The sequence below is a fragment of the Mycobacteroides sp. H001 genome (assembly GCF_001440005.1).
Lineage (GTDB): Bacteria > Actinomycetota > Actinomycetes > Mycobacteriales > Mycobacteriaceae > Mycobacterium > Mycobacterium gwanakae.
The window spans coordinates 22,684-40,598 of record NZ_LJYH01000016.1 but is presented as its reverse complement, the minus strand read 5'-3'; the positions used below and the strand labels follow the sequence as shown (position 1 = coordinate 40,598).

Here is a 17,915-nt window from a genome sequence, read left to right as displayed (position 1 = left end):
CGGGCTAGGGCACGCTGCACGGGCACAGGTCGGCTGCTGCCTGTGCCGGAGAACATCAGCACGGTGGTCAGCAGGTCACCGGCATCAGAGGTGCGTCCGCACGGCCGCTGCATGGACCTTGATGCACTCCACCGGAGACGTGTCGGCCATACCCGTTCGGCAGCACCTGCACTCCGCCGGGTCTACCGCCATACCTGGCCTGCATCGGCGAACCCAACGCTTCGGAGAGTTCCGTTTGATCAGGCAGCACTCTCGTGGGCGCCTGGGTGGATCAGGGGCGGTGCAGGCTTGATCGCCCAAACGTGAGATCCCACCGACAATCTCAGCTGTCAAGTCAGTTGTTGGCGTTCATCGCCGCACTAGTTCACGCGGCCGAGCAACGGTCAATCTTCGACGAGATCACCGACGGCGATTCCCAGCGCGTCGGCGATGTCGAACAGGCGCTCATAGAGCAGGCCCCTTCGACCGTGTTCGACGTCGATCAACACATTGCGCGTCACCCCTGATTGCAAAGCTAGCCCTTCTTGGGTCAACCCCTTGCGCAATCTGTATTCACGAATCCTGCGGCCGACGTTGGCTCGGGTCTGTTCCCAACGCGCCACACGCGCAGGGTCGTTCTGGCTGGGTCGGGTAGGCACGCACCTCAGTTATTGCGCGTCCGTACCAAAAGTCTGCCCTACTAGTAGTACATTGCTGCTTCGTGTTCGAAACTGATCCCGACTTTGACCCTGACGAGACCGTGTCCGCACTGGCCCTAGATGTCATTGATGAGCTGCGTATGAAGATGCTCGAATGCCTTCTGGTGCTGCAGACCTTGCCGGAGCAGGCTGACCTCAATTTCGCCGACCTGGCCAACGACATCCTGGCCGCGCACCGCGGCACCTTGGAGGCTTACCAGGCGGCCAGCATCGTGCATCAGGGCGCCGAGCTCGATGAACGATGGGGCAACGGGTTATCGCGCCCTAAGGCAATCTTCGCCCGGCACAACGCCGCGGTACGCCGTGGCGCCACCAAGGTGCTGCCGGTTCCGGCGCTGTGCGACCGGTTGGAGCGTCATCTGTACCAGCTGCCCAGACCCGATCGCACTCAAACCGTTGCCGGACAACGCCCCAGGTGCTCGGCGATGGTCAAGACGACCGGCGAGGACTGTACCAATTCGGCGATCTACCTAGGTTCGGGAATGTTCGGGGCTCACTGCTATTTGCATGCAACAGCCGAGGAGCGTGAGCAATACCGGGTGCACCACGAAAAGAACGATGCGCGCCAAGCGCGTTCCCACAACGATCTACGCAACCTTCAGCGAGCCGTTGGCGAGAAGATCGCAGCCCACTGGATATCCACCCGGGAACAACGTGCCCAATGGGTCAACGACATCGTGCCCAACTAGTGGCGCACCAAAGATGTTTACGCACTGTGCATCCCGTGCGCTGTGAGCCCGGCCCCGACGCCGTGTGGCCTGGGTGTGAAGGTATACGAATGCCATTGCGGCCGCGATGCCGAGGAAGGGCACCGCTGGGCGCAATCTGCACCCGGCAGCCGTTCTGCGAAAGCAATGCGGCCTGGAACTCTCATCACAATTTCGGGATGGCCCTGGCGCCCATGAACGGATCTACCGCTCAGAATTGAGCTGACCGCCGGCCGCAGCGCAGACCGCGACATCCGCAGGCATCCCCGGCCCGTTAGGACGAATGATTGATGCAGGTTCATTAATCAAATTCCGGATGGCTGAACGGGCCCGGGTTCATCTGCGGTCTCGCGGCGCTGAGGCAAGACAAGTGAATTTGCCAAACAATTCTCAGAGTTTGGCGACCGCATGGTGTCGGACTCATTTGCGATAGTGGAAGCTGTGGATGTTGTCAATACGGTGGATCCCGATCCATTCGGGACGCGGGTAGCGGTCTATACCGACCGTGACATGCTGCCGGTAGCTCTGCAGGCCGCAGCGCGCAGCAACATCGCTGTCATCATCCGTGACCGATCAGAGGCCCGGCACATCCGTCAAACCCTCGCAGAGCAGCGGCGGGTCACGGTTGTGGTCGACCCCGGGCACTGGCGCCACAAGCAGGGCACCGCTCGCCGACCGCTGGAGCTTCCCGCCTCGGGGCTTCTGGATCGGCCCAGCGCCCGATCAGGGCACATTGATCTGAGTTCCTGGGCGCCGAACTATCTGGACAGTTCAGGAGCTGATGCGGTGTTCACCCCTTCGCGGTTCGTGGCCGCCGAGGACTGGGGCACCCTACGGGCACTGCGTCGAAGGTTGCTTCAGACAGAGCCCTCTGACCGTGTGGTCGGATTGATTCCGACACATGCGCGCATGCTCAATGCGTCGGTGGTCTCACAGTTCCTCACCGAGCTGGAGCCGTTGGCGCATATGCCGTTGGGGTTTGTGTTCGCCGGCGACCGGGAGGCTCTTGCTAAGAGCAATCGAGTCACCGGCTTGCAGAGGGTCCTGCGCGAGCATCCAGGAGCGTGGTTGTTAGGTGTGGATGCGCTGATTGCCACCGATGCACTGTGTGCGGGAGCCGCGATGGCTGGAATCGGCATCCGTTCGGGGATGCGCTGGCCCGCAGCGCCTGGGGACGAGAACACCGGCTTCGCCCGCGGCGGTGTCCCGGGCCGTTTTCATCTGGACTTGCTGACCTACCGCAATCCGCTGACCTACGGCGACTGGTACTTCGACTCGGTGCCCTCTTCGTGCCGTATCTGCGGCAAGCAGCCACACAAGTATGTGCCACATCCCCAGGCCCACAACGAAATCCATGAGCACAACGTGCACGGGGCGGCGGCGTGGTGCCAGGAGCTACTGCAAGTTCATGTCGACAAGCGCTTGGATTGGCTCAGCCGAGAACGCGTCGAAGCCGCCGATCGCTATCACGAGCTCAACCACTCACGCGCCGCGGTCATCATCGATCCCACACTGGTGGCCCTGGTCAAGCGGGATAACCCTGGCTGGCGCGCTCCGGTTGTTTTTGCATCGTGAGCCAAGCGCGGTAAGCGTATTCATTGGCTTTCCACCGCGCCGGCGTGTAGTAGCGCGGCCGGACGGGCTCGGGCGCGATCAGCTCGATCGCTTCGGTATCAGTGGCCGCCCACACCCCGGTGCCCTGGTAGCGGGCCTCCCAGGCGATCTGATCGAACTGTTCAGGCACGTGATCGAGCACGAGCATCCGCTGAGCCACCCGCGCAAAAGGTGCAACGCCCTTGAGCAGCTTGTGCAGGTGTGAACCCCAGAGCACAACGGCGGCGATCGTGGTGACGGGTTTGCACCGACGGATGGCCCATCGACCGTCGCGTTCAACCGCTCCGGCAGGTACGCGATCTAGGCACCACTGCTCGTCGCTGGTGAGGGTGTCGGCTGCGACCGGCTCATCCAAGGGCAGGTTCATCAGCATGTCCAAGTGCCACAGCTGGGTAATTGCCTTGAGCCCGGTGCGCTGACGGCGGTCGTGTTCGGCCCAGTCGATACGCACAAACGCATCGCCGCGCCCCCCGGTGATGCGGGCGCCGTCAGGAACATAGATCGACGGTTCTCCGTCAAGCAGGCTACCCATTGCGCCAACGACCCGCTCACAGCGCACTGAACTATCGAATCGCGCCACCACATGGCACATATTACGGGATTTTGCGCCAATATATAACGAATCAATATCCCAACAGCCATATTTTGTCCCACCATAGCCCAAATTGGCGCATTCACTTTATCGTTGACTCATGGTGCCCGAGACCGCCGCCCCTGGTCCCGAGTGGCTCGATGCCAACGCCATCGCGGCCCGCACAGGGGGCCGGCGACAACCGAACACCGTCCGCAGCTGGTGGGACAAATGGGAACGGCAGCAAGAAGGTGGCCTCGCGTTCGAGGTGTTTCCCAGCCTCGGTACAAAATCCAACAAGCGCTCACATCGCGATGTGGTCGATGCATATCTGCGGCGGCGAAACTTCGCCGTACGCCCTCCAACAGAGGACAGCTTCGACCGCGGTGGACGAGCATCATCTGGTGACGGCAGCTCCGATGGCCCGGCCGGTCAGCCACGACTGGCTGACGTACTCGATGCGTTGATATCGGTCAAAGCCGCCGCCGACGCGGCGATGGATGCGGTAATCGGTGAAGCCGAGGCCGCCGCGCAGCAAGCGCAGGCATTCGCGCAGCAGGCACATACCCGCATGCAGACCTACAAGAAGCTGCGCACCATGATGCACGGCTACGACATGGCGCTGTCGGTGTTGATCCATCCGTCCGCGCCGCCGCCATCTGATGCGGCGCACTGAGCGGCGCTACACCCGCGCTAGTTGACGCCAGCGTCGTTGTCGATCGGTACGACATAGACCTTGATGCCTGCCGCATTGAGGTCATCGACGGTCCTTACCAGTGTGACTTGACTGAAGCTGTACAGGCTGTCGGGATCGAACGCGTCTTTGCCGGTGGCTGACCGTGCGATGGCGAACACCACCGCCGCGGGTTTGCGCTTGACCAGCTCGGGGTCGCCACCGTTTTTCCTCACAAGTGCGCGGAACTTGGTGCGGGCTTCGTTGTCGTGCAGCAGAGAGTGAGCTGAGTTATGGCCTTGGGCGAATAGATGACTCAGCGGCGCTGAGGCGTTAGCTTTCTTCACATGGATCAAGGCGCCGTCGGGTGCCAGAATGTCACATGTTTCAAACCCACGCCGATTCTGGGTCGTGGTGATCAGTTGCCGGTCAAGTACCCATCCGCCGAGATGTTTGGCGGCGTCAATGTTGTACTGCTCCTCCGATATCATGTTGTCGCCCTGCTGGTTCCATGGCGGCAAAGCCGATTCCCATGTACCACTGAATATTTCACGCACCCGGGTCTGGAGTTGTGCAGCATAGTTGTCATCCATCAGGTACCACAGGCCATCGTGCAGGAAGTATCGGCGGTTATCCACGACATCTTCGAACGCTATCCACTTGCGCAGCGGAATATCTGAGCTGATAGGACTTTGCCCATCGGGATCGCTGAACAGTTGGACCTTGATGTCGGTCAGCGATCCCAGAACGTTCTTGGAATCGATTACTTGCCGGATCACCTCAACGGAGGGGACGCCGTCGTTTGTCGTCTTTACCCCGTGCCCTTTCATGCGGAACGAGGCGGGGGTGCCGTTCTCATTGACACCCTCATACGGCCAGGCGATCCCGACCTGAACACTGCCGGCATCTAGGAGCGCGGCAGCCAAGAGTCTGTCGAGCTTGGCAGCGGTCGGGTTGTCCTTCTTCAGGGCCACAAGTTGCTCCAGAATCTGAAGTTCTTTCAGCGGAGCCTTTTTCAGCGTCTGCTCAATCAAGACAAGGTCTTCGAGAAGAGCGCTGGGACTGTGGGCCAATGGCAGATTCAGTGCATCAGCGCCGCGCACCTTGAAGGGTTTGTCGACGGTTAAACCCTCGATTTGCGCGGTGGCGACCACACGGGTGACCAACTCGCCGAAATCACCGAGACCAAAGCCGCTGAGCTGTGAACCCGACGGAATTGAGGATCGGTCCACTTTGGCGCGACTGTCCATTGTCTTGCTGGTCAACGAATTCAAGCTATCGGCGTGCGCGGTACGTATCGCGATGCGCTGCCCGAAACCCGGATCGACATAGGCTTGATCCAACAGGTGAAACCCCATCCCGTAGGCCACTGCCCACACCGTGATGTGCCCATCGGAGGCGTCCTGGGTATCCGTCTCACCATCTGCATCGGTCTCTACAGCTGCGGGATCGCCAGTGTCGCCAGTTGATGATTCCTTGCCCTTGATCAACAGCACCGCCGCGGCGTTCTGATTGGAAGCAGTCAACGACTGACCGATCAACGTGCCGAGACGATCGGCCCACCGGGCACGTTCGGTTTTCATATGCCCATGTACCAGCAGAGCTTCACGGTCAGCCACCGAGCAGGCAATCTCCGTGAAATTCTCGCGGTCGTTGAGGTACTTCTGACGGATAGCGCTGCGCAGGTCAGTCACATCGGTGAGCCGGTACAGGGTTGTCGCCGTAGCTGAAGGCTTTTTACGTGCCATGCTTCTTCCTCATCTTCATTGGGAGAGCATGCATTACGCGTAACACCCCCGACATTTCCATGCGCCAACCTGTCGACCAGCCACACTGATCGACAGCATCTTGGCAGAGTTCTATCAGACTTCACGGCATCATGATCGCGAATCGTTGTAGCGCACTGCCCAGCAGAACATCACTACGCATGCCCGCTCAGAGACGCATCTATCTAAAGTTTGAGCGCTTCCGCCCTTGCTCAATCCAACGGACGACTTCATCGCCAAACACCCTGAGACCGTGAGCAAGTCAACGAGACGCTCACGTAGATGCGATGAGACACACAGCTCATCAAGTACAGCACTACAGATAACCCTGTAGCTCACGAAATCAAACAGGCCACCAGCAACCGTCGAGGACAGTCGAGTACACCCAACATGTACCTACAGATAACACGGTATCGGCCCAGGCCGCAGGCAGCGGGTACCGCAGCAGATGGGTGTCGGCGCTGCGACGGGCGTCCGCCTCGATCAGCCGGACCGCGTTATCGGCCCACGCGCGGCTCACGTCACTGCGCGGTGGCGCTGGGCAGCCGGTCGCCGGATTCGGCGTCGGTCCCTTGGCCGTCGATGCGCGCAGGCACCAGGGTCAGCAGCGTCGCCTCGGGACGGCAGAAGAACCGCATCGGCGCGAATGGCGATGTGCCGATACCCGCCGACACGTGCAGCTGCATATGCGAACCCCAGCGTGACGGTCCCTTCACCCGGGAACGATCCAGTTCGCAGTTGGTGACGATCGCTCCATAGAACGGCAAGCACAGCTGCCCGCCATGGGTGTGACCGGCCATCACCAACTGGTAGCCGTCCTCGGCGAAGCGGTCGAGTACCCGCGGCTCGGGCGAATGGGTCAGCCCCAGCCGCAGTGTGGCCAGCGGATTCGGCATTCCGGCGATGGTGTCGTAGCGGTCCCGGTGCAGATGCGGGTCATCGACTCCGGCGGCCGCGATCCGCACGCCGCCGACCTCCAGCTCGTGCCGAGTGTGGGTCATATCGTGCCAGCCGCGCTCGGTAAACGCCGCGCGCAGATCCTGCCACGGCAGCGGTTCCCCGTGCTTGCGCTCATCGCTCTTGTACAGATATTTGGCCGGGTTCTTCAGCCGCGGGCCGAAGTAGTCGTTGCTTCCGAAGACGAAAAGTCCTGGGACCGAGAGCAAATCCCCCAGGGCCTGCACGACAGAAGACACCGCCTTGGGGTGCGCCAGGTTGTCGCCGGTATTGATCACCAGGTCCGGCTGCCACTGCGCCAGCTCGCGCAACCAGGCCTGCTTGAGGTGCTGGCCGGGACGCATGTGGATATCACTGATGTGCAGCACCCGTAGCGGGGAGGCTCCGGGGTCGAGTACATCCATCGTCGCTTCGCGGACGGTGAACGCGTTGCGTTCGATGATCGACGCGTACCCGATGCCAAGCGCGGCCGAACCTGCCGAATAAGCGGCCGCTCGCTTGATAACCGTGTTGAACGACGTGTTCATCATCCGAGAGTAACTCCGAAAGCTGAGTGACCCTTGATCACCAGCGCAAAACGTGGCGAATTTCTCGTCGTGAACGGCGTGCGCGAAGACGGGCAGCTAGCTCACGGGGGCGGCGCCAGCACCGGGACGGTGATCGGCGGCAGGCCGGGGATGTTGACGACCGTCGTCGTCATCTCGCCCGGTGGGCCGCCCAGGCCCGGAATGACGATAGGCGGCGGCGCCGGCGGGATGCCGTTACTCAGCAGGATGGTGACGGTCGATCCCGGGATGGTCGTTCCAGATGGGCTGGTGCCGACGACCTCGTTGAACGGCGCGGTGCTGTTCACCACACTGGCTTGGTCGGCAACCTTGAATCCGGCCTTCTTGAGAACGTCACGTGCCTCGGATTCGCGCAGTCCGTTGATACTGGGCACCTTGGAGCCCGGACCTCCGTCGACGTACCGCGGTTCGGTGGGCGGCAGGGCCGTAGGGCCGTAGTTCTCGGCGATCGGTTTCATGGCTTCGAACCAGGCCCTGGCGGGCTCATTTCCGCCGTACAGGTTTCCGTCGCCGCACTTGCGCAGCGGGAAGGAACACAGATCGCCGGGGGACGTCGAGTCGTCGAAGATGTAGCTCGCCGCGGCCAAGTTGTTGGTGAATCCCAGGAAGGCCGAAGACCGGTGCGCTTCAGTGGTTCCCGTCTTACTGGACAACGGCAGGTTCCAGCCGACCGAGCCTGCCGAGCCTGCGGCGGTGCCGCCGGGCTGATCGTCCTTACTCAGCGCGTTCGCGAGGGTGTTGGCGAGCCCGGTGGGTACCGCCTGCTCGCAGGCCTCGGTGGTGGTCGGGACCTCTTTGCCGTGGCGGTCGAAGACCTTGTCGATCGGATTGGGTGGGCACCACTTGCCACCAGAGGCCAAAGTGGCTGCCACATTGGATAGTTCGAGGGCGTTCACCTGGATGGGGCCCAGTGTGAACGAGCCCAGGTTGTACTTCTTGATGTAGTCGGCCAGGCTCTCGTCGCCCTCGGGGTCATAGGGCTTGGCGGTGCCCGCCTGCGCGTAGGAACGCATGCCCAACTTGACGGCCATGTCGACCGCCTTTGATACGCCGATCGACTGAATCAACTTGGCGAACGCGGTGTTCGGCGAAGTGGCCAGGGCGTCGGTGACGCTCATCGGGGAACGGTAGTTACCGACGTTCTTGACGCACCAGGTGTCCTTGGGACAGCCCTTGGTGCCGTCGCTGCTGCCGAGCCCCTTGGCCGAGAAGGTGGGCGGCACATCGAGCACAGTGTTGATGCCCATGCCCATATCCATGGCGGCGGCGACCGTGAAGATCTTGAAGATCGATCCGGCGCCGTCGCCGACGAGGGAGAAGGGCTGCGGCTGCATCGTCTCGTTGGCTGCGCCATCCAGTCCATAAGTGCGACTGGATGCCATGGCCATGATGGGGTGGCTGGTCTGTCCCGGCTTGATGACGCTCATGACATCGGCGACACCGTTGAGACCCGGATCGGCGACGTGGGAGACCGCCTGTTTCACTGAGTTCTGCACATCGGGATCCAGGGTGGTGCGGATGAGATATCCACCCTTCATCACCTGGTCCTTGCTGATACCCGACTTGGCCAGGTAGTCGAGCACGTAGTCACAGAAGAACGCGCGGTCTCCGGCGGCTATGCATCCGCGCGGCAGCTCATTGGGCTGGGGCAGCACACCGAGGGGTTGCGCCCTGGCCGCCACCAGTTCGGCCTTCTTTTCCGGGGCGTTGGCGATCATGGTGTCGAGCACCAGGTTCCGGCGGGCCAGCGCACGTTCGGGGTTGACGTAGGGATTCAGCCCGGAGGTGGACTGCACCATGCCCGCCAGCAGCGCCGCCTGCTGCCAGTTCAGGTCCTTGGCATCGACGCCGAAGTAGGTCTGTGCGGCATCCTGCACCCCGAACGAGTTGTTACCGAAGGACACCAGGTTCAGGTACCGGGTCAGGATCTCCTGCTTGGTAAAGGTGCGGTCCAGCCGCAGCGCCATCCGGATCTCGCGCAGCTTGCGCGCGGGGGTGGTCTCGATGGCGGCCTTGCGTTCGGCGTCGGTCTTGGCCACCACCAGCAGCTGGTAGTTCTTCACGTACTGCTGCTCGATGGTGGAACCACCGCGGGTGTCCTCGTCACCGGAGGCGTATCCGGCCAGGCCGCCGAGCGTGCCCTTCCAGTCGACACCGTTGTGCGAGGTGAACCGCTTGTCCTCGATGGACAGCAGGGCCAGCTTGATGGTGTCGGCGATCTGATCGGCGGGCACCTCGAATCGCCGCTGCGTGTAGAGGTAGGCGATCTTGTTGCCCTTGGCGTCTTCCACGGTGGTGACCGCGGGTACCTCACCCTCGAGCAGCTGGGTGGACCCATTGGCCACCACATCGGAGGCGCGGTTGGACGCCAACCCGAAGCCGCCCGCGAGGGGGAACATCAATCCGGCCAGGATGACCGCCGCGATAAGCCCGCATCCCGCGAGCTTCGCGAGGGTCACCGACTCGGGCGGGCGTTCTGGCATAGGCACAGGGTACGTGGCCTCCCCAGAGGTGTCTGCCGGTAGTTGATCGGTAACGCCGGGCCCCGGCGGGGCGATGAAAAAGACGTTGTCGGCACAACCGTCCCAAAAAATTCGGATCAGGTGTTGCGTTGAAGATCTCTGACCACTAACTTGATCTCACGGTGTGATTCAAGTTACACACCAAGCGGAGTGTGGCCCACGCCTCTTATGGGCCGCTAGTTACAGAAGGGATTGCCAGTGTCAGCTTCACGGCCAGCCATGAGTGCGTTGCATACGGCGGTATCAATCGATGGTGGAGAAGCGCGCATTGCCTGGGTTTCACAGGCCAGATGCAGACAAGGCGACCCTGACGAGTTGTTCGTCCGCGGGGCAGCGCAGCGCAAGGCAGCAGTGATCTGCCGGCACTGCCCGGTCATGATGGAATGCGGCGCCGACGCGCTGGACAACCGCGTGGAGTTCGGTGTGTGGGGCGGACTGACCGAACGGCAGCGTCGCGCGATGCTCAAGGCTCACCCCGAGGTGGATTCCTGGGCCGACTTCTTCGCCGCGCAGCGCAAGCACAAGAGCGCGGTCTAACTAGTTCTTTTCGTCGAGTGTCGGATTCTCGGGTTGTTCTCCTGAACTTCCGCCCGAGAAGTCGACACTCGACGTGTATCTGGGGTTAAGAGGCGACGCCGGTGATCTGATCGGCGATCGCGCGCAGCGCATCCACGTCGGACACGTCGAACGGGAGTGAAGGCACCCCGACGATCGGAACCGTGGGATTGGCGCTCGTAAACCGCGACAGCAGCCGGATCTCCCGCTTGGCGGTGGCCGCGCGCTCGGCATGAACCCGCAGCACCGCCGCCGGCAGGCTGTACTCGCCCGACTCTTCGAGGTTGTCCGCGACATCGACGGCGCGCTCGACGGTCAGGGTCGACAGCGTGGGATGAGTGCGGTTGAGGATGAGGCCGGCCAGCGGCATGCCCTCCTGGGTCAGCCGCTCGACGAAGAAGGTGGCCTCACGCAACGCATCGGGTTCGGCGGCCGACACCACGACGAACTGGGTGCTGCGTCGACGCAGCAGCTCATAGGTGCGGTCAGCCTTCTCGCGGAATCCTCCGAACGTGGAGTCCAGAGATTGCACGAACATTGAAGCATCGGAAAGTAATTGCGATCCGAGGACCGTCGACAGCGCTTTCATCGCCAGTCCGACGGCTCCCGTGACGATCCGGCCCAAGCCGCGGCTGGAGCCCAGCAGCATCTTCCAGAGACGTCCATCCATGAAGCTGCCCAACCGCTTTGGTGCGTCCAGGAAGTCCAGTGCGTTACGTGACGGCGGGGTATCCACCACGATCAGATCCCATTTGTCTTCATGGAGAAGCTGTCCGAGCTTCTCCATGGCCATGTACTCCTGTGTGCCCGACATGGAGGTGGCGACGGTCTGATAGAACTTGTTGTCCAGAATCGATTGTGCGCGATCGGATCCCGCGTGCTGGACCACCAACTCGTCGAAGGTGCGACGCATGTCCAGCATCATCGCGTACAGCTCGCCCTTGATGCCCTCGATGTGTACCTGCTGCGGGGTGTTGCCGAGCGCTTCGATGCCCAGCGATTGCGCCAACCGGCGGGCCGGGTCGATGGTCAGCACCACAACGGTGCGGCCGTACTCCGCGGCCCGTAGCGCGACCGAAGCGGCCGTGGTGGTCTTGCCGACACCACCGGCCCCGCAGCAGACCACGACGCGGTTCTTGCGGTCTTCGAGGATGGCCGCCATGTCCAAGACGGCAGGTGTGTTGCTCATCGGACTCCCTGCTCGGCCAGGCTCTCGGCCAATTCGTAGAGGCTGCCCAGGTCGACGCCGTCGGCCAGGGAGGGCAATTCCAGTCGCGGTATCTGCAACTCGCCGAGCAGTTCCTCGCTCTCGGCCCGTGCCCGCATCCGGGTCGCGTGCTCGATGGTTTCGGTGAGCAGACCGGCGAAGTCAGCGTCGGAGATGGTTACGTTGTTATCGGCCAACGCTTTACGAACCGCGTCGGCGTCAATGACACCCTCGGCGGCCTTGTCCAGATCTGCCGGCGACAGATGCGGCACCACGGTTCGGTTGACGATCACACTGCCGATCGGTAGGCCCATCCCGCTCAGTTCGGCGATGGCCTCGGCGGTCTCCTGCATGGGCAGAGCCTCAAGCAGAGTCACCAGGTGGATGGCCGTCTGATCCGAGTGCAGCAGCTTGCGCACCCCCTCGGACTGCGAGTGAATGGGTCCGCCCTTGGCGATATCGGATAGCGCCGACGTCACATCTAGGAAGCGGGCGATCCGGCCGGTGGGCGGGGCGTCGACCACGACGGCGTCATACACATGCCGTCCGGACTTGTCGACGCGGACGATGCATTCCTTGATTTTTCCGGTGAGGATGACATCGCGCAGACCCGGCGCAATCGTGGTCGCGAACTCGATGGCGCCGATGCGCTTCATCGCACGCCCGGCCAGGCCGAGGTTGTAGAACATCTCGAGGTACTCCATGAACGCCGTCTCGATCTCGACAGCGAGCGCGTTCACCGCTCCGCCGCCCTCGGCGGTGGCGATCTTGAGTTCCTTGGGCGCCAGCGGAGGTACGTCGAAAAGCTGGGCGATGCCCTGCCGGTTTTCGACCTCGACCAGCAGCACCTTGCGGCCGCCTGCGGCGAGCGCCAGGGCCAGGGCCGCGGCGATGGTGGACTTTCCAGTCCCGCCCTTGCCGGTCACAAAGTGCAGTCGCGCATTCGCGACTCGCGCGGGCCAGGCGTTGGCTGAGGTCCCTGCGTCGTCGTCAGGGGAAGTGTTCACCACGCACGCATGCTAACTGTCCACGATCGACTGCCAACGACGAACGCCCTAGGGTGCGTGTATGACCGAACGCACCGTATGGGAGTACGCCACCGTCCCGCTGTTGACACACGCCACCAAACAGATCCTGGACCAGTGGGGAAGCGATGGCTGGGAGCTGGTGAGTGTGCTTCCGGGGCCCACTGGTGAACAGCATGTCGCCTACCTGAAGAGGTCGAAGTGAGCACGCATAGCGCCCGGCTGGCCGAGCTGGGAATCGAGCTGCCCGCCGTCGCCGCGCCCCTGGCGGCGTACCAGCCCGCGGTGCGCAGCGGCAACCACGTCTACACCTCCGGACAGCTGCCCATCGTGGACGGCAGTCTGGTCACCGCCGGAAAGGTCGGCGCCGAGGTGTCCCCGGAGGACGCCAAGGCCCTGGCCCGCATCTCTGCTCTCAACGCCGTCGCCGCAGTGGACGCACTTGTCGGGATCGACAACGTCGTGAAGGTGGTCAAGGTCGTCGGATTCGTCGCATCGGCATCGGGTTTCACCGGTCAGCCCGGCGTGGTGAACGGGGCATCGGAGCTGCTGGGTGAGGTGTTCGGAGACGCAGGTGTGCACGCGCGCTCGGCTGTGGGGGTCGCGGAGCTGCCGATCAACGCCCCGGTGGAGGTGGAGATCATCGTGGAGGTCACAGCGGAAGCATCCGCCTGATGACCCATCCCGCCTACGGGCAGCTGCGTCCGGTCACCGAAACCGCTTCGGTGCTGCTGGCCAACAACCCGGGGATGATGACGCTGGAAGGCACCAACACCTGGGTGCTGCGCGCCCCGAGCAGCGATGAGATCGTCATCGTCGACCCTGGCCCGGGTGTCGCCACCGGTGACCCCGATGTACACGTCGAGGAGCTGGCGAAAATCGGCAAGGTGGCACTGATTCTGGTGAGCCATCGGCACTTCGATCACACCGGCGGCGTCGACAGGCTGGTCGAACTGACCGGTGCGCCGGTGCGCGCGGCGGACCCGGCCTGGCTGCGCGGCGATTCGGTGGCCCTGACAGACGGCGAGCACATCGACGTCGCGGGCTTGTCCATCTCGGTGCTCGCAACACCCGGGCATAGCGACGACTCGGTGTCCTTCGTTCTTGACGACGCGGTGCTGACGGCCGACACCATCCTCGGGCGGGGTACAACCGTCATCGCGCAGGACGGCGGAGGCCTCGGTGACTACCTGGAGTCGCTGAAACGTCTTGAGGGCCTGGGCAAGCGCACCGTGCTGCCCGGCCACGGTCCGGAGTTGGGTGACTTGTCGGCGATATCGGCCGAGTATCTGGCACACCGCGAGCAGCGCCTCGACCAGGTGCGCGGGGCGCTAGCCGCACTCGGTGAGGATGCCTCGGCTCGGCAGGTCGTCGAATTCGTCTATACGGATGTGGACCCGTCGCTGTGGGGCGCCGCGGAATGGTCGGTGCAGGCGCAGCTGGACTACCTGCGCGCTGTCTAGCCAGCGGTGAACACCATCCCATTGGCCCTCACGGGCTCGCTCAGCTGGGGCATCAGCGACTTCATCGGCGGGCACGCGAGCAAGCGACGTTCCACTCTCGCGGTACTGGCACTGAGCCGGCCCGTCGGGCTTGCCGTGGTGAGCCTGGTTGCGCTGGTCACGTCCTCATCGCATTTCGACGGCCGCACGCTGTTGGGAATGCTTTCCGGCCCAGCGGCTTTCACGGCGCTTTACGCGTTGTATCGCGCACTTGCCATCGGACCGATGGGCGTCGTCTCGCCCATCGCGGCGGTGGGTGCGGTGGTGCCAGTCCTCTGGGGCGCCATGATCGGGCAGTCGCTGTCGGGACTGACCTATCTGGGGCTGGCGGGCACCCTTGTGGGCGTCATGCTGGCCTCCGCTTCACAGGGCCTGGACGGGCAACGCCCGGGCAGACAGGTGCTCATCTGGTCGTTCTTCTGCATGGTGATGTTCGGTGTCTGCATGATCCTGCTGGCCGAGGCCGGCAGGTACCACCCGGTTGAGGCGGTCGTGGTTTCCCGCGCGACCGAGGTAACGCTGATCGCGGTGCTCGGGGCATTCAGCTGGAAGAACCTGCGGGCCAATCTGCGCCCGCCGTTCGGGGCGGTGCCCTTCGCCGGTGTGCTCGACACCTCCGCGATTCTGTTGTTCACGTACGCCTCAGCGCACGGAAGCCTCGGCATCGCGGCGGTGCTGTCCTCGCTGTACCCGGTGGTGACGGTGCTCATCGCCCGCGTGGTGCTTCATGAGCGGCTCAGCTGGATTCAACAAGCCGGCGCGGTGCTCACGCTGGTGTGCGTCGCGGTGGTGGCGTTGAGCGCGTCACGCTGACGCGCGCAGAAACTAGCGCGCGCGGCGAGCCAGCCGCTCCGAGTCGGAGATCAAGACGCTCTTGCCCTCCAGCCGGATCCAGCCGCGGTGCGCGAAGTCGGCCAGCGCCTTGTTCACGGTCTCGCGGGATGCACCCACCAGCTGAGCGATCTCTTCCTGTGTCAGGTCGTGCGTCACGCGCAGCGCGCCGCCCTCCTGGGTACCGAACCGCTGGGCCAGCTGCAGCAGCTGCTTGGCCACGCGACCGGGCACATCCGTGAAGATCAAATCGGCCAGATTGTTGTTGGTGCGGCGCAGGCGGCGAGCCAGCACGCGCAGTAGCTGCTCGGCGATCTCCGGACGGTCGGCGATCCAGGCGCGCAACGCGTCCCGGTCCATCGACACAGCGCGCACCTCGGTGATGGTGGTGGCGCTTGACGTCCGGGGTCCGGGGTCGAAGATCGACAGCTCACCGAACATGTCCGACGGACCCATGATCGTCAGCAGGTTCTCACGGCCGTCGGGTGACCGGCGTCCGATCTTCACCTTGCCGGTGATGATGATGTACAGACGGTCGCCAGGCTCGCCCTCGGCGAACACCGTGTGCCCGCGCGGAAAGTCAACCGGCTGCAGCTGCTTGGTCAGCGCCGAGATGGCACTCGGTTCGACACCCTGGAAGATTCCGGCCCTGGCCAGGATCTCGTCCACGTTTGCCCCTTACCCAAATTCGTTAGTCATGCTTGCGCTGGCCTACTCGACATGAGTCTAGAGGCCAAGTCGCTAAAGAACGTGATCCAAGCTACACCGCTGCGCCGCCGGCACGCAGTGAATCCACCACCGAATGCCGCGAGCGCATCGAGGACACACCCTCTTCACGCAGGCGATTCATCGTTGAACCGTTGATTCGTGGCTGGTTGTAGCCGTTTGTGGTGGCCTCGTACACCGCCTCCAAGGACGGCTCGATGCGCTGCAATTGCCGCCGGTGCAAGTCCTCGATTGCTGACGGCATGCCGTCGCGCGCGAGGCGATTCATATCCGAAGGACTGGCTTGGTCCAGGAAATCGGCGACCTCGCTCGGCTGCAAGGTATGCCGCATCAACCCGGCTTCCAGCTTCCCGAGCCCAAGGCTGGCAAGCATGAGAAGTCCGGGTACCAACAAACCGAATAGGCCCGACACGGGTTGAAGTAAACACGCCCAAGATCTCGACGAGGTCACGAAAAACAACCGGTTTGTCCTGCGCAGGGGTGTAATCGGTGGGCACGCTCGCCCCTCCCGTGTCCTCAGCTCCCGCTACCCTGGGCTTGTGTCACTGACCGGATCGGCCTCTAAGCCCAGAGCGAAATCGACGGTAAAGACGCCAGCTCCGGCCCGAACCTGGAAGCCCGAGACGCACACGGGATTGGTCCGTCGGGCGCGGCGAATGAATCGCACTCTGGCGCAAGCATTTCCACACGTCTACTGCGAGCTCGACTTCACTAACCCGCTGGAATTGGCGGTCGCGACCATTTTGTCGGCGCAATGCACCGACGTCCGGGTCAACATGGTGACGCCCGCGTTGTTCGCCAAGTACCGCACCGCGGAGGACTACGCGGGAGCCAACCGGACCGAACTCGAAGAGATGATCCGCAGCACCGGCTTCTACCGGAACAAGGCGAACTCGATCATCGGGCTGGGCACCCAGCTGGTGGAGCGATACGGCGGTGAGGTGCCGCCGCGGCTGAAGGATCTGGTCACCCTCCCCGGTATCGGTCGCAAGACGGCGAATGTTGTCCTGGGCAACGCCTTTGACATCCCGGGCATCACCGTCGACACGCATTTCGGGCGACTGGTGCGACGCTGGCGCTGGACCGAGGAAGAAGATCCGGTCAAGGTCGAGCACATCGTCGGAGAGCTGATTGAACGCAAGGAATGGACCCTGCTCAGCCACCGGGTGATCTTCCACGGTCGGCGCGTATGTCATGCCCGCAAGCCCGCATGCGGTGTCTGTGTACTGGCCAAGGACTGCCCGTCGTACGGACTGGGCCCCACAGATCCCGAGCTGGCCGCGCCGCTGGTGAAGGGGCCGGAAACCGAGCACCTGCTGGCCCTGGCCGGGTTGTGACGTGTCTCGGCTCAGCACCGGGGCGCGGTGGACGATCGTGGGGATGGTGCTGGTCGCGGCGCTGATCGCCGTCATGTTGTCGCAGCAACACGATCAGCGGCGGCGCGCGCCGCAAGGGCAGGATCCTGTCGCCGCCCGCGAACGCCGGGACGCCGACACCCCCGAAGCCCTCGCGGAACTGTTCCGGCAGGCGCAACTGCCGCCATGTCCCAACGCCGACAGCGCACCGGGGACCCGCGAGCTGGCCGGGATAACGCTGGAATGCAGTGGGGCCCCGGTGGCGGTGGGTTCCGTCCTCGCCGGGCGGCAGGTGGTGCTGAACCTGTGGGCCTACTGGTGCGGTCCCTGTGCCGATGAGCTGCCGGCGATGGCCGAGCTGCAGCGCCGCGCGGGCGACAAGCTCACCGTCGTCACGGTGCATCAAGACGAGAACGAGGCGGCCGGGCTGGCCAAGCTCGCCGAGCTACACGTCAGGCTGCCGATGATCCAGGACGGGGCCCGGCGCATCGCCGCCGCGCTGAAGTCACCGAATGTCATGCCCACGACCATTTTGATTCGAGCGGACGGTAGCGTTGCCCGAGTGCTACCGCGTTCGTTCACTTCGGCGGATGAGATCGGTGCCGAGGTGGAACAAGCGTTGGGAGTGAGGTTCTAGGTC

Annotated in this window: 19 protein-coding genes and 2 pseudogenes; 10 read left to right on the top strand and 11 right to left on the bottom strand. The window is 63.4% G+C overall.

The annotated features are described in order from the left end of the window. Together AOT83_RS28400 and AOT83_RS00800 are read right to left on the bottom strand one after the other, a co-directional pair. A pseudogene (locus AOT83_RS28400) lies at positions 1–250 on the bottom strand (hypothetical protein); the annotation flags it as partial. Positions 251–383: 133 nt separating this feature from the next. Further along, positions 384–638 carry a helix-turn-helix transcriptional regulator gene (locus AOT83_RS00800; protein ID WP_057964910.1) on the bottom strand — a complete coding sequence of 85 codons (255 nt, stop codon included), beginning with the start codon at positions 636–638 and terminating at the stop codon, positions 384–386. A 62-nt stretch (positions 639–700) separates the two neighbouring features. Between AOT83_RS00800 and AOT83_RS00795 the strand changes: the two genes are divergently transcribed. After that, positions 701–1,387 carry a hypothetical protein gene (locus AOT83_RS00795; protein ID WP_057964909.1) on the top strand — a complete coding sequence of 229 codons (687 nt, stop codon included), beginning with the start codon at positions 701–703 and terminating at the stop codon, positions 1,385–1,387. A gap of 459 nt (positions 1,388–1,846) precedes the next feature. Then, complete coding sequence (locus AOT83_RS00790; RefSeq protein WP_057979819.1) at positions 1,847–2,980, top strand: hypothetical protein; 1,134 nt, start codon at positions 1,847–1,849, stop codon at positions 2,978–2,980. Here AOT83_RS00790 and AOT83_RS00785 read toward each other — a convergent pair. Next, on the bottom strand, positions 2,931–3,551 hold the full coding sequence (locus AOT83_RS00785; protein WP_057964907.1) for a hypothetical protein: 621 nt from the start codon (positions 3,549–3,551) through the stop codon (positions 2,931–2,933). The genes AOT83_RS00790 and AOT83_RS00785 overlap by 50 nt on opposite strands. 160 nt (positions 3,552–3,711) lie before the next feature. Here AOT83_RS00785 and AOT83_RS00780 point away from each other — a divergent pair, with 160 nt between their 5' ends. Further along, the gene (locus AOT83_RS00780; protein WP_057964906.1) at positions 3,712–4,266 is read left to right on the top strand and encodes a hypothetical protein; all 555 of its coding nucleotides are present in this window, start codon (positions 3,712–3,714) and stop codon (positions 4,264–4,266) included. Positions 4,267–4,283: 17 nt separating this feature from the next. Here the strand turns inward: AOT83_RS00780 and AOT83_RS00775 are convergent, their stop codons facing one another. The 4 genes and pseudogenes from AOT83_RS00775 to ponA2 form a co-directional block, all read right to left on the bottom strand. Then, positions 4,284–6,011, bottom strand: a complete 1,728-nt coding sequence (locus tag AOT83_RS00775; protein WP_057964905.1) for a DUF6119 family protein — start codon at positions 6,009–6,011, stop codon at positions 4,284–4,286. A gap of 424 nt (positions 6,012–6,435) precedes the next feature. Then, positions 6,436–6,549, bottom strand: a pseudogene (locus AOT83_RS28005) (PLP-dependent cysteine synthase family protein); the annotation flags it as partial. 1 nt (position 6,550) lies between these two features. Next, positions 6,551–7,513 carry a metallophosphoesterase gene (locus tag AOT83_RS00770; RefSeq protein ID WP_030095911.1) on the bottom strand — a complete coding sequence of 321 codons (963 nt, stop codon included), beginning with the start codon at positions 7,511–7,513 and terminating at the stop codon, positions 6,551–6,553. Between the two features lie 101 nt (positions 7,514–7,614). After that, positions 7,615–10,035 (bottom strand): transglycosylase/D,D-transpeptidase PonA2, encoded by a 2,421-nt coding sequence (gene ponA2, locus AOT83_RS00765; RefSeq protein WP_030095910.1) that lies wholly within the window; start codon positions 10,033–10,035, stop codon positions 7,615–7,617. A 258-nt stretch (positions 10,036–10,293) separates the two neighbouring features. Here ponA2 and AOT83_RS00760 point away from each other — a divergent pair, with 258 nt between their 5' ends. Further along, on the top strand, positions 10,294–10,611 hold the full coding sequence (locus AOT83_RS00760; RefSeq protein WP_030095909.1) for a WhiB family transcriptional regulator: 318 nt from the start codon (positions 10,294–10,296) through the stop codon (positions 10,609–10,611). Between the two features lie 85 nt (positions 10,612–10,696). Here AOT83_RS00760 and AOT83_RS00755 read toward each other — a convergent pair whose 3' ends face one another. Both AOT83_RS00755 and AOT83_RS00750 read right to left on the bottom strand, forming a co-directional pair. Continuing rightward, on the bottom strand, positions 10,697–11,818 hold the full coding sequence (locus AOT83_RS00755; RefSeq protein ID WP_030095908.1) for an ArsA family ATPase: 1,122 nt from the start codon (positions 11,816–11,818) through the stop codon (positions 10,697–10,699). After that, on the bottom strand, positions 11,815–12,843 hold the full coding sequence (locus AOT83_RS00750; protein ID WP_044104955.1) for an ArsA-related P-loop ATPase: 1,029 nt from the start codon (positions 12,841–12,843) through the stop codon (positions 11,815–11,817). The genes AOT83_RS00755 and AOT83_RS00750 overlap by 4 nt, the downstream gene beginning before the upstream one ends. A 61-nt stretch (positions 12,844–12,904) precedes the next feature. Here AOT83_RS00750 and AOT83_RS27200 point away from each other — a divergent pair, with 61 nt between their 5' ends. The 4 genes from AOT83_RS27200 to AOT83_RS00735 are packed head-to-tail and all read left to right on the top strand — an operon-like array spanning position 12,905 to position 15,176. Further along, a complete protein-coding gene (locus AOT83_RS27200) occupies positions 12,905–13,066 on the top strand; it encodes a DUF4177 domain-containing protein (protein ID WP_044104864.1) in 162 nt (53 codons plus the stop codon). Beyond that, complete coding sequence (locus tag AOT83_RS00745; RefSeq protein WP_030095906.1) at positions 13,063–13,536, top strand: RidA family protein; 474 nt, start codon at positions 13,063–13,065, stop codon at positions 13,534–13,536. The genes AOT83_RS27200 and AOT83_RS00745 overlap by 4 nt, the downstream gene beginning before the upstream one ends. Then, positions 13,536–14,324 (top strand): MBL fold metallo-hydrolase, encoded by a 789-nt coding sequence (locus AOT83_RS00740; protein ID WP_030095905.1) that lies wholly within the window; start codon positions 13,536–13,538, stop codon positions 14,322–14,324. Before AOT83_RS00745 ends, AOT83_RS00740 begins: the two co-directional genes overlap by 1 nt. 6 nt (positions 14,325–14,330) lie before the next feature. After that, positions 14,331–15,176 (top strand): DMT family transporter, encoded by an 846-nt coding sequence (locus AOT83_RS00735; RefSeq protein WP_057966436.1) that lies wholly within the window; start codon positions 14,331–14,333, stop codon positions 15,174–15,176. Positions 15,177–15,188: 12 nt separating this feature from the next. Here AOT83_RS00735 and crp read toward each other — a convergent pair whose 3' ends face one another. Further along, positions 15,189–15,863 carry a cAMP-activated global transcriptional regulator CRP gene (crp, locus tag AOT83_RS00730; RefSeq protein ID WP_030095903.1) on the bottom strand — a complete coding sequence of 225 codons (675 nt, stop codon included), beginning with the start codon at positions 15,861–15,863 and terminating at the stop codon, positions 15,189–15,191. A gap of 91 nt (positions 15,864–15,954) precedes the next feature. Then, complete coding sequence (locus tag AOT83_RS00725; RefSeq protein ID WP_030095902.1) at positions 15,955–16,293, bottom strand: hypothetical protein; 339 nt, start codon at positions 16,291–16,293, stop codon at positions 15,955–15,957. 262 nt (positions 16,294–16,555) lie between these two features. Here AOT83_RS00725 and nth point away from each other — a divergent pair, with 262 nt between their 5' ends. Both nth and AOT83_RS00715 read left to right on the top strand, forming a co-directional pair. Further along, complete coding sequence (nth, locus tag AOT83_RS00720; RefSeq protein ID WP_232783356.1) at positions 16,556–17,257, top strand: endonuclease III; 702 nt, start codon at positions 16,556–16,558, stop codon at positions 17,255–17,257. A 1-nt stretch (position 17,258) separates the two neighbouring features. Next, positions 17,259–17,912 (top strand): TlpA disulfide reductase family protein, encoded by a 654-nt coding sequence (locus tag AOT83_RS00715; protein WP_078343129.1) that lies wholly within the window; start codon positions 17,259–17,261, stop codon positions 17,910–17,912. Positions 17,913–17,915: the final 3 nt, after the last annotated feature.

Coding starts and splice junctions, on each gene's coding strand:
- AOT83_RS27200 (WP_044104864.1), top strand. CDS start 12,905: ATGACCGAACGCACCGTATGGGAGTACGCCACCGTCCCGCTGTTGACA.
- ponA2 (WP_030095910.1), bottom strand. CDS start 10,035: ATGCCAGAACGCCCGCCCGAGTCGGTGACCCTCGCGAAGCTCGCGGGA.
- AOT83_RS00740 (WP_030095905.1), top strand. CDS start 13,536: ATGACCCATCCCGCCTACGGGCAGCTGCGTCCGGTCACCGAAACCGCT.
- AOT83_RS00755 (WP_030095908.1), bottom strand. CDS start 11,818: ATGAGCAACACACCTGCCGTCTTGGACATGGCGGCCATCCTCGAAGAC.
- AOT83_RS00760 (WP_030095909.1), top strand. CDS start 10,294: ATGAGTGCGTTGCATACGGCGGTATCAATCGATGGTGGAGAAGCGCGC.
- AOT83_RS00785 (WP_057964907.1), bottom strand. CDS start 3,551: ATGGGTAGCCTGCTTGACGGAGAACCGTCGATCTATGTTCCTGACGGC.
- AOT83_RS00780 (WP_057964906.1), top strand. CDS start 3,712: ATGGTGCCCGAGACCGCCGCCCCTGGTCCCGAGTGGCTCGATGCCAAC.
- AOT83_RS00770 (WP_030095911.1), bottom strand. CDS start 7,513: ATGAACACGTCGTTCAACACGGTTATCAAGCGAGCGGCCGCTTATTCG.
- AOT83_RS00725 (WP_030095902.1), bottom strand. CDS start 16,293: ATGCTTGCCAGCCTTGGGCTCGGGAAGCTGGAAGCCGGGTTGATGCGG.
- AOT83_RS00775 (WP_057964905.1), bottom strand. CDS start 6,011: ATGGCACGTAAAAAGCCTTCAGCTACGGCGACAACCCTGTACCGGCTC.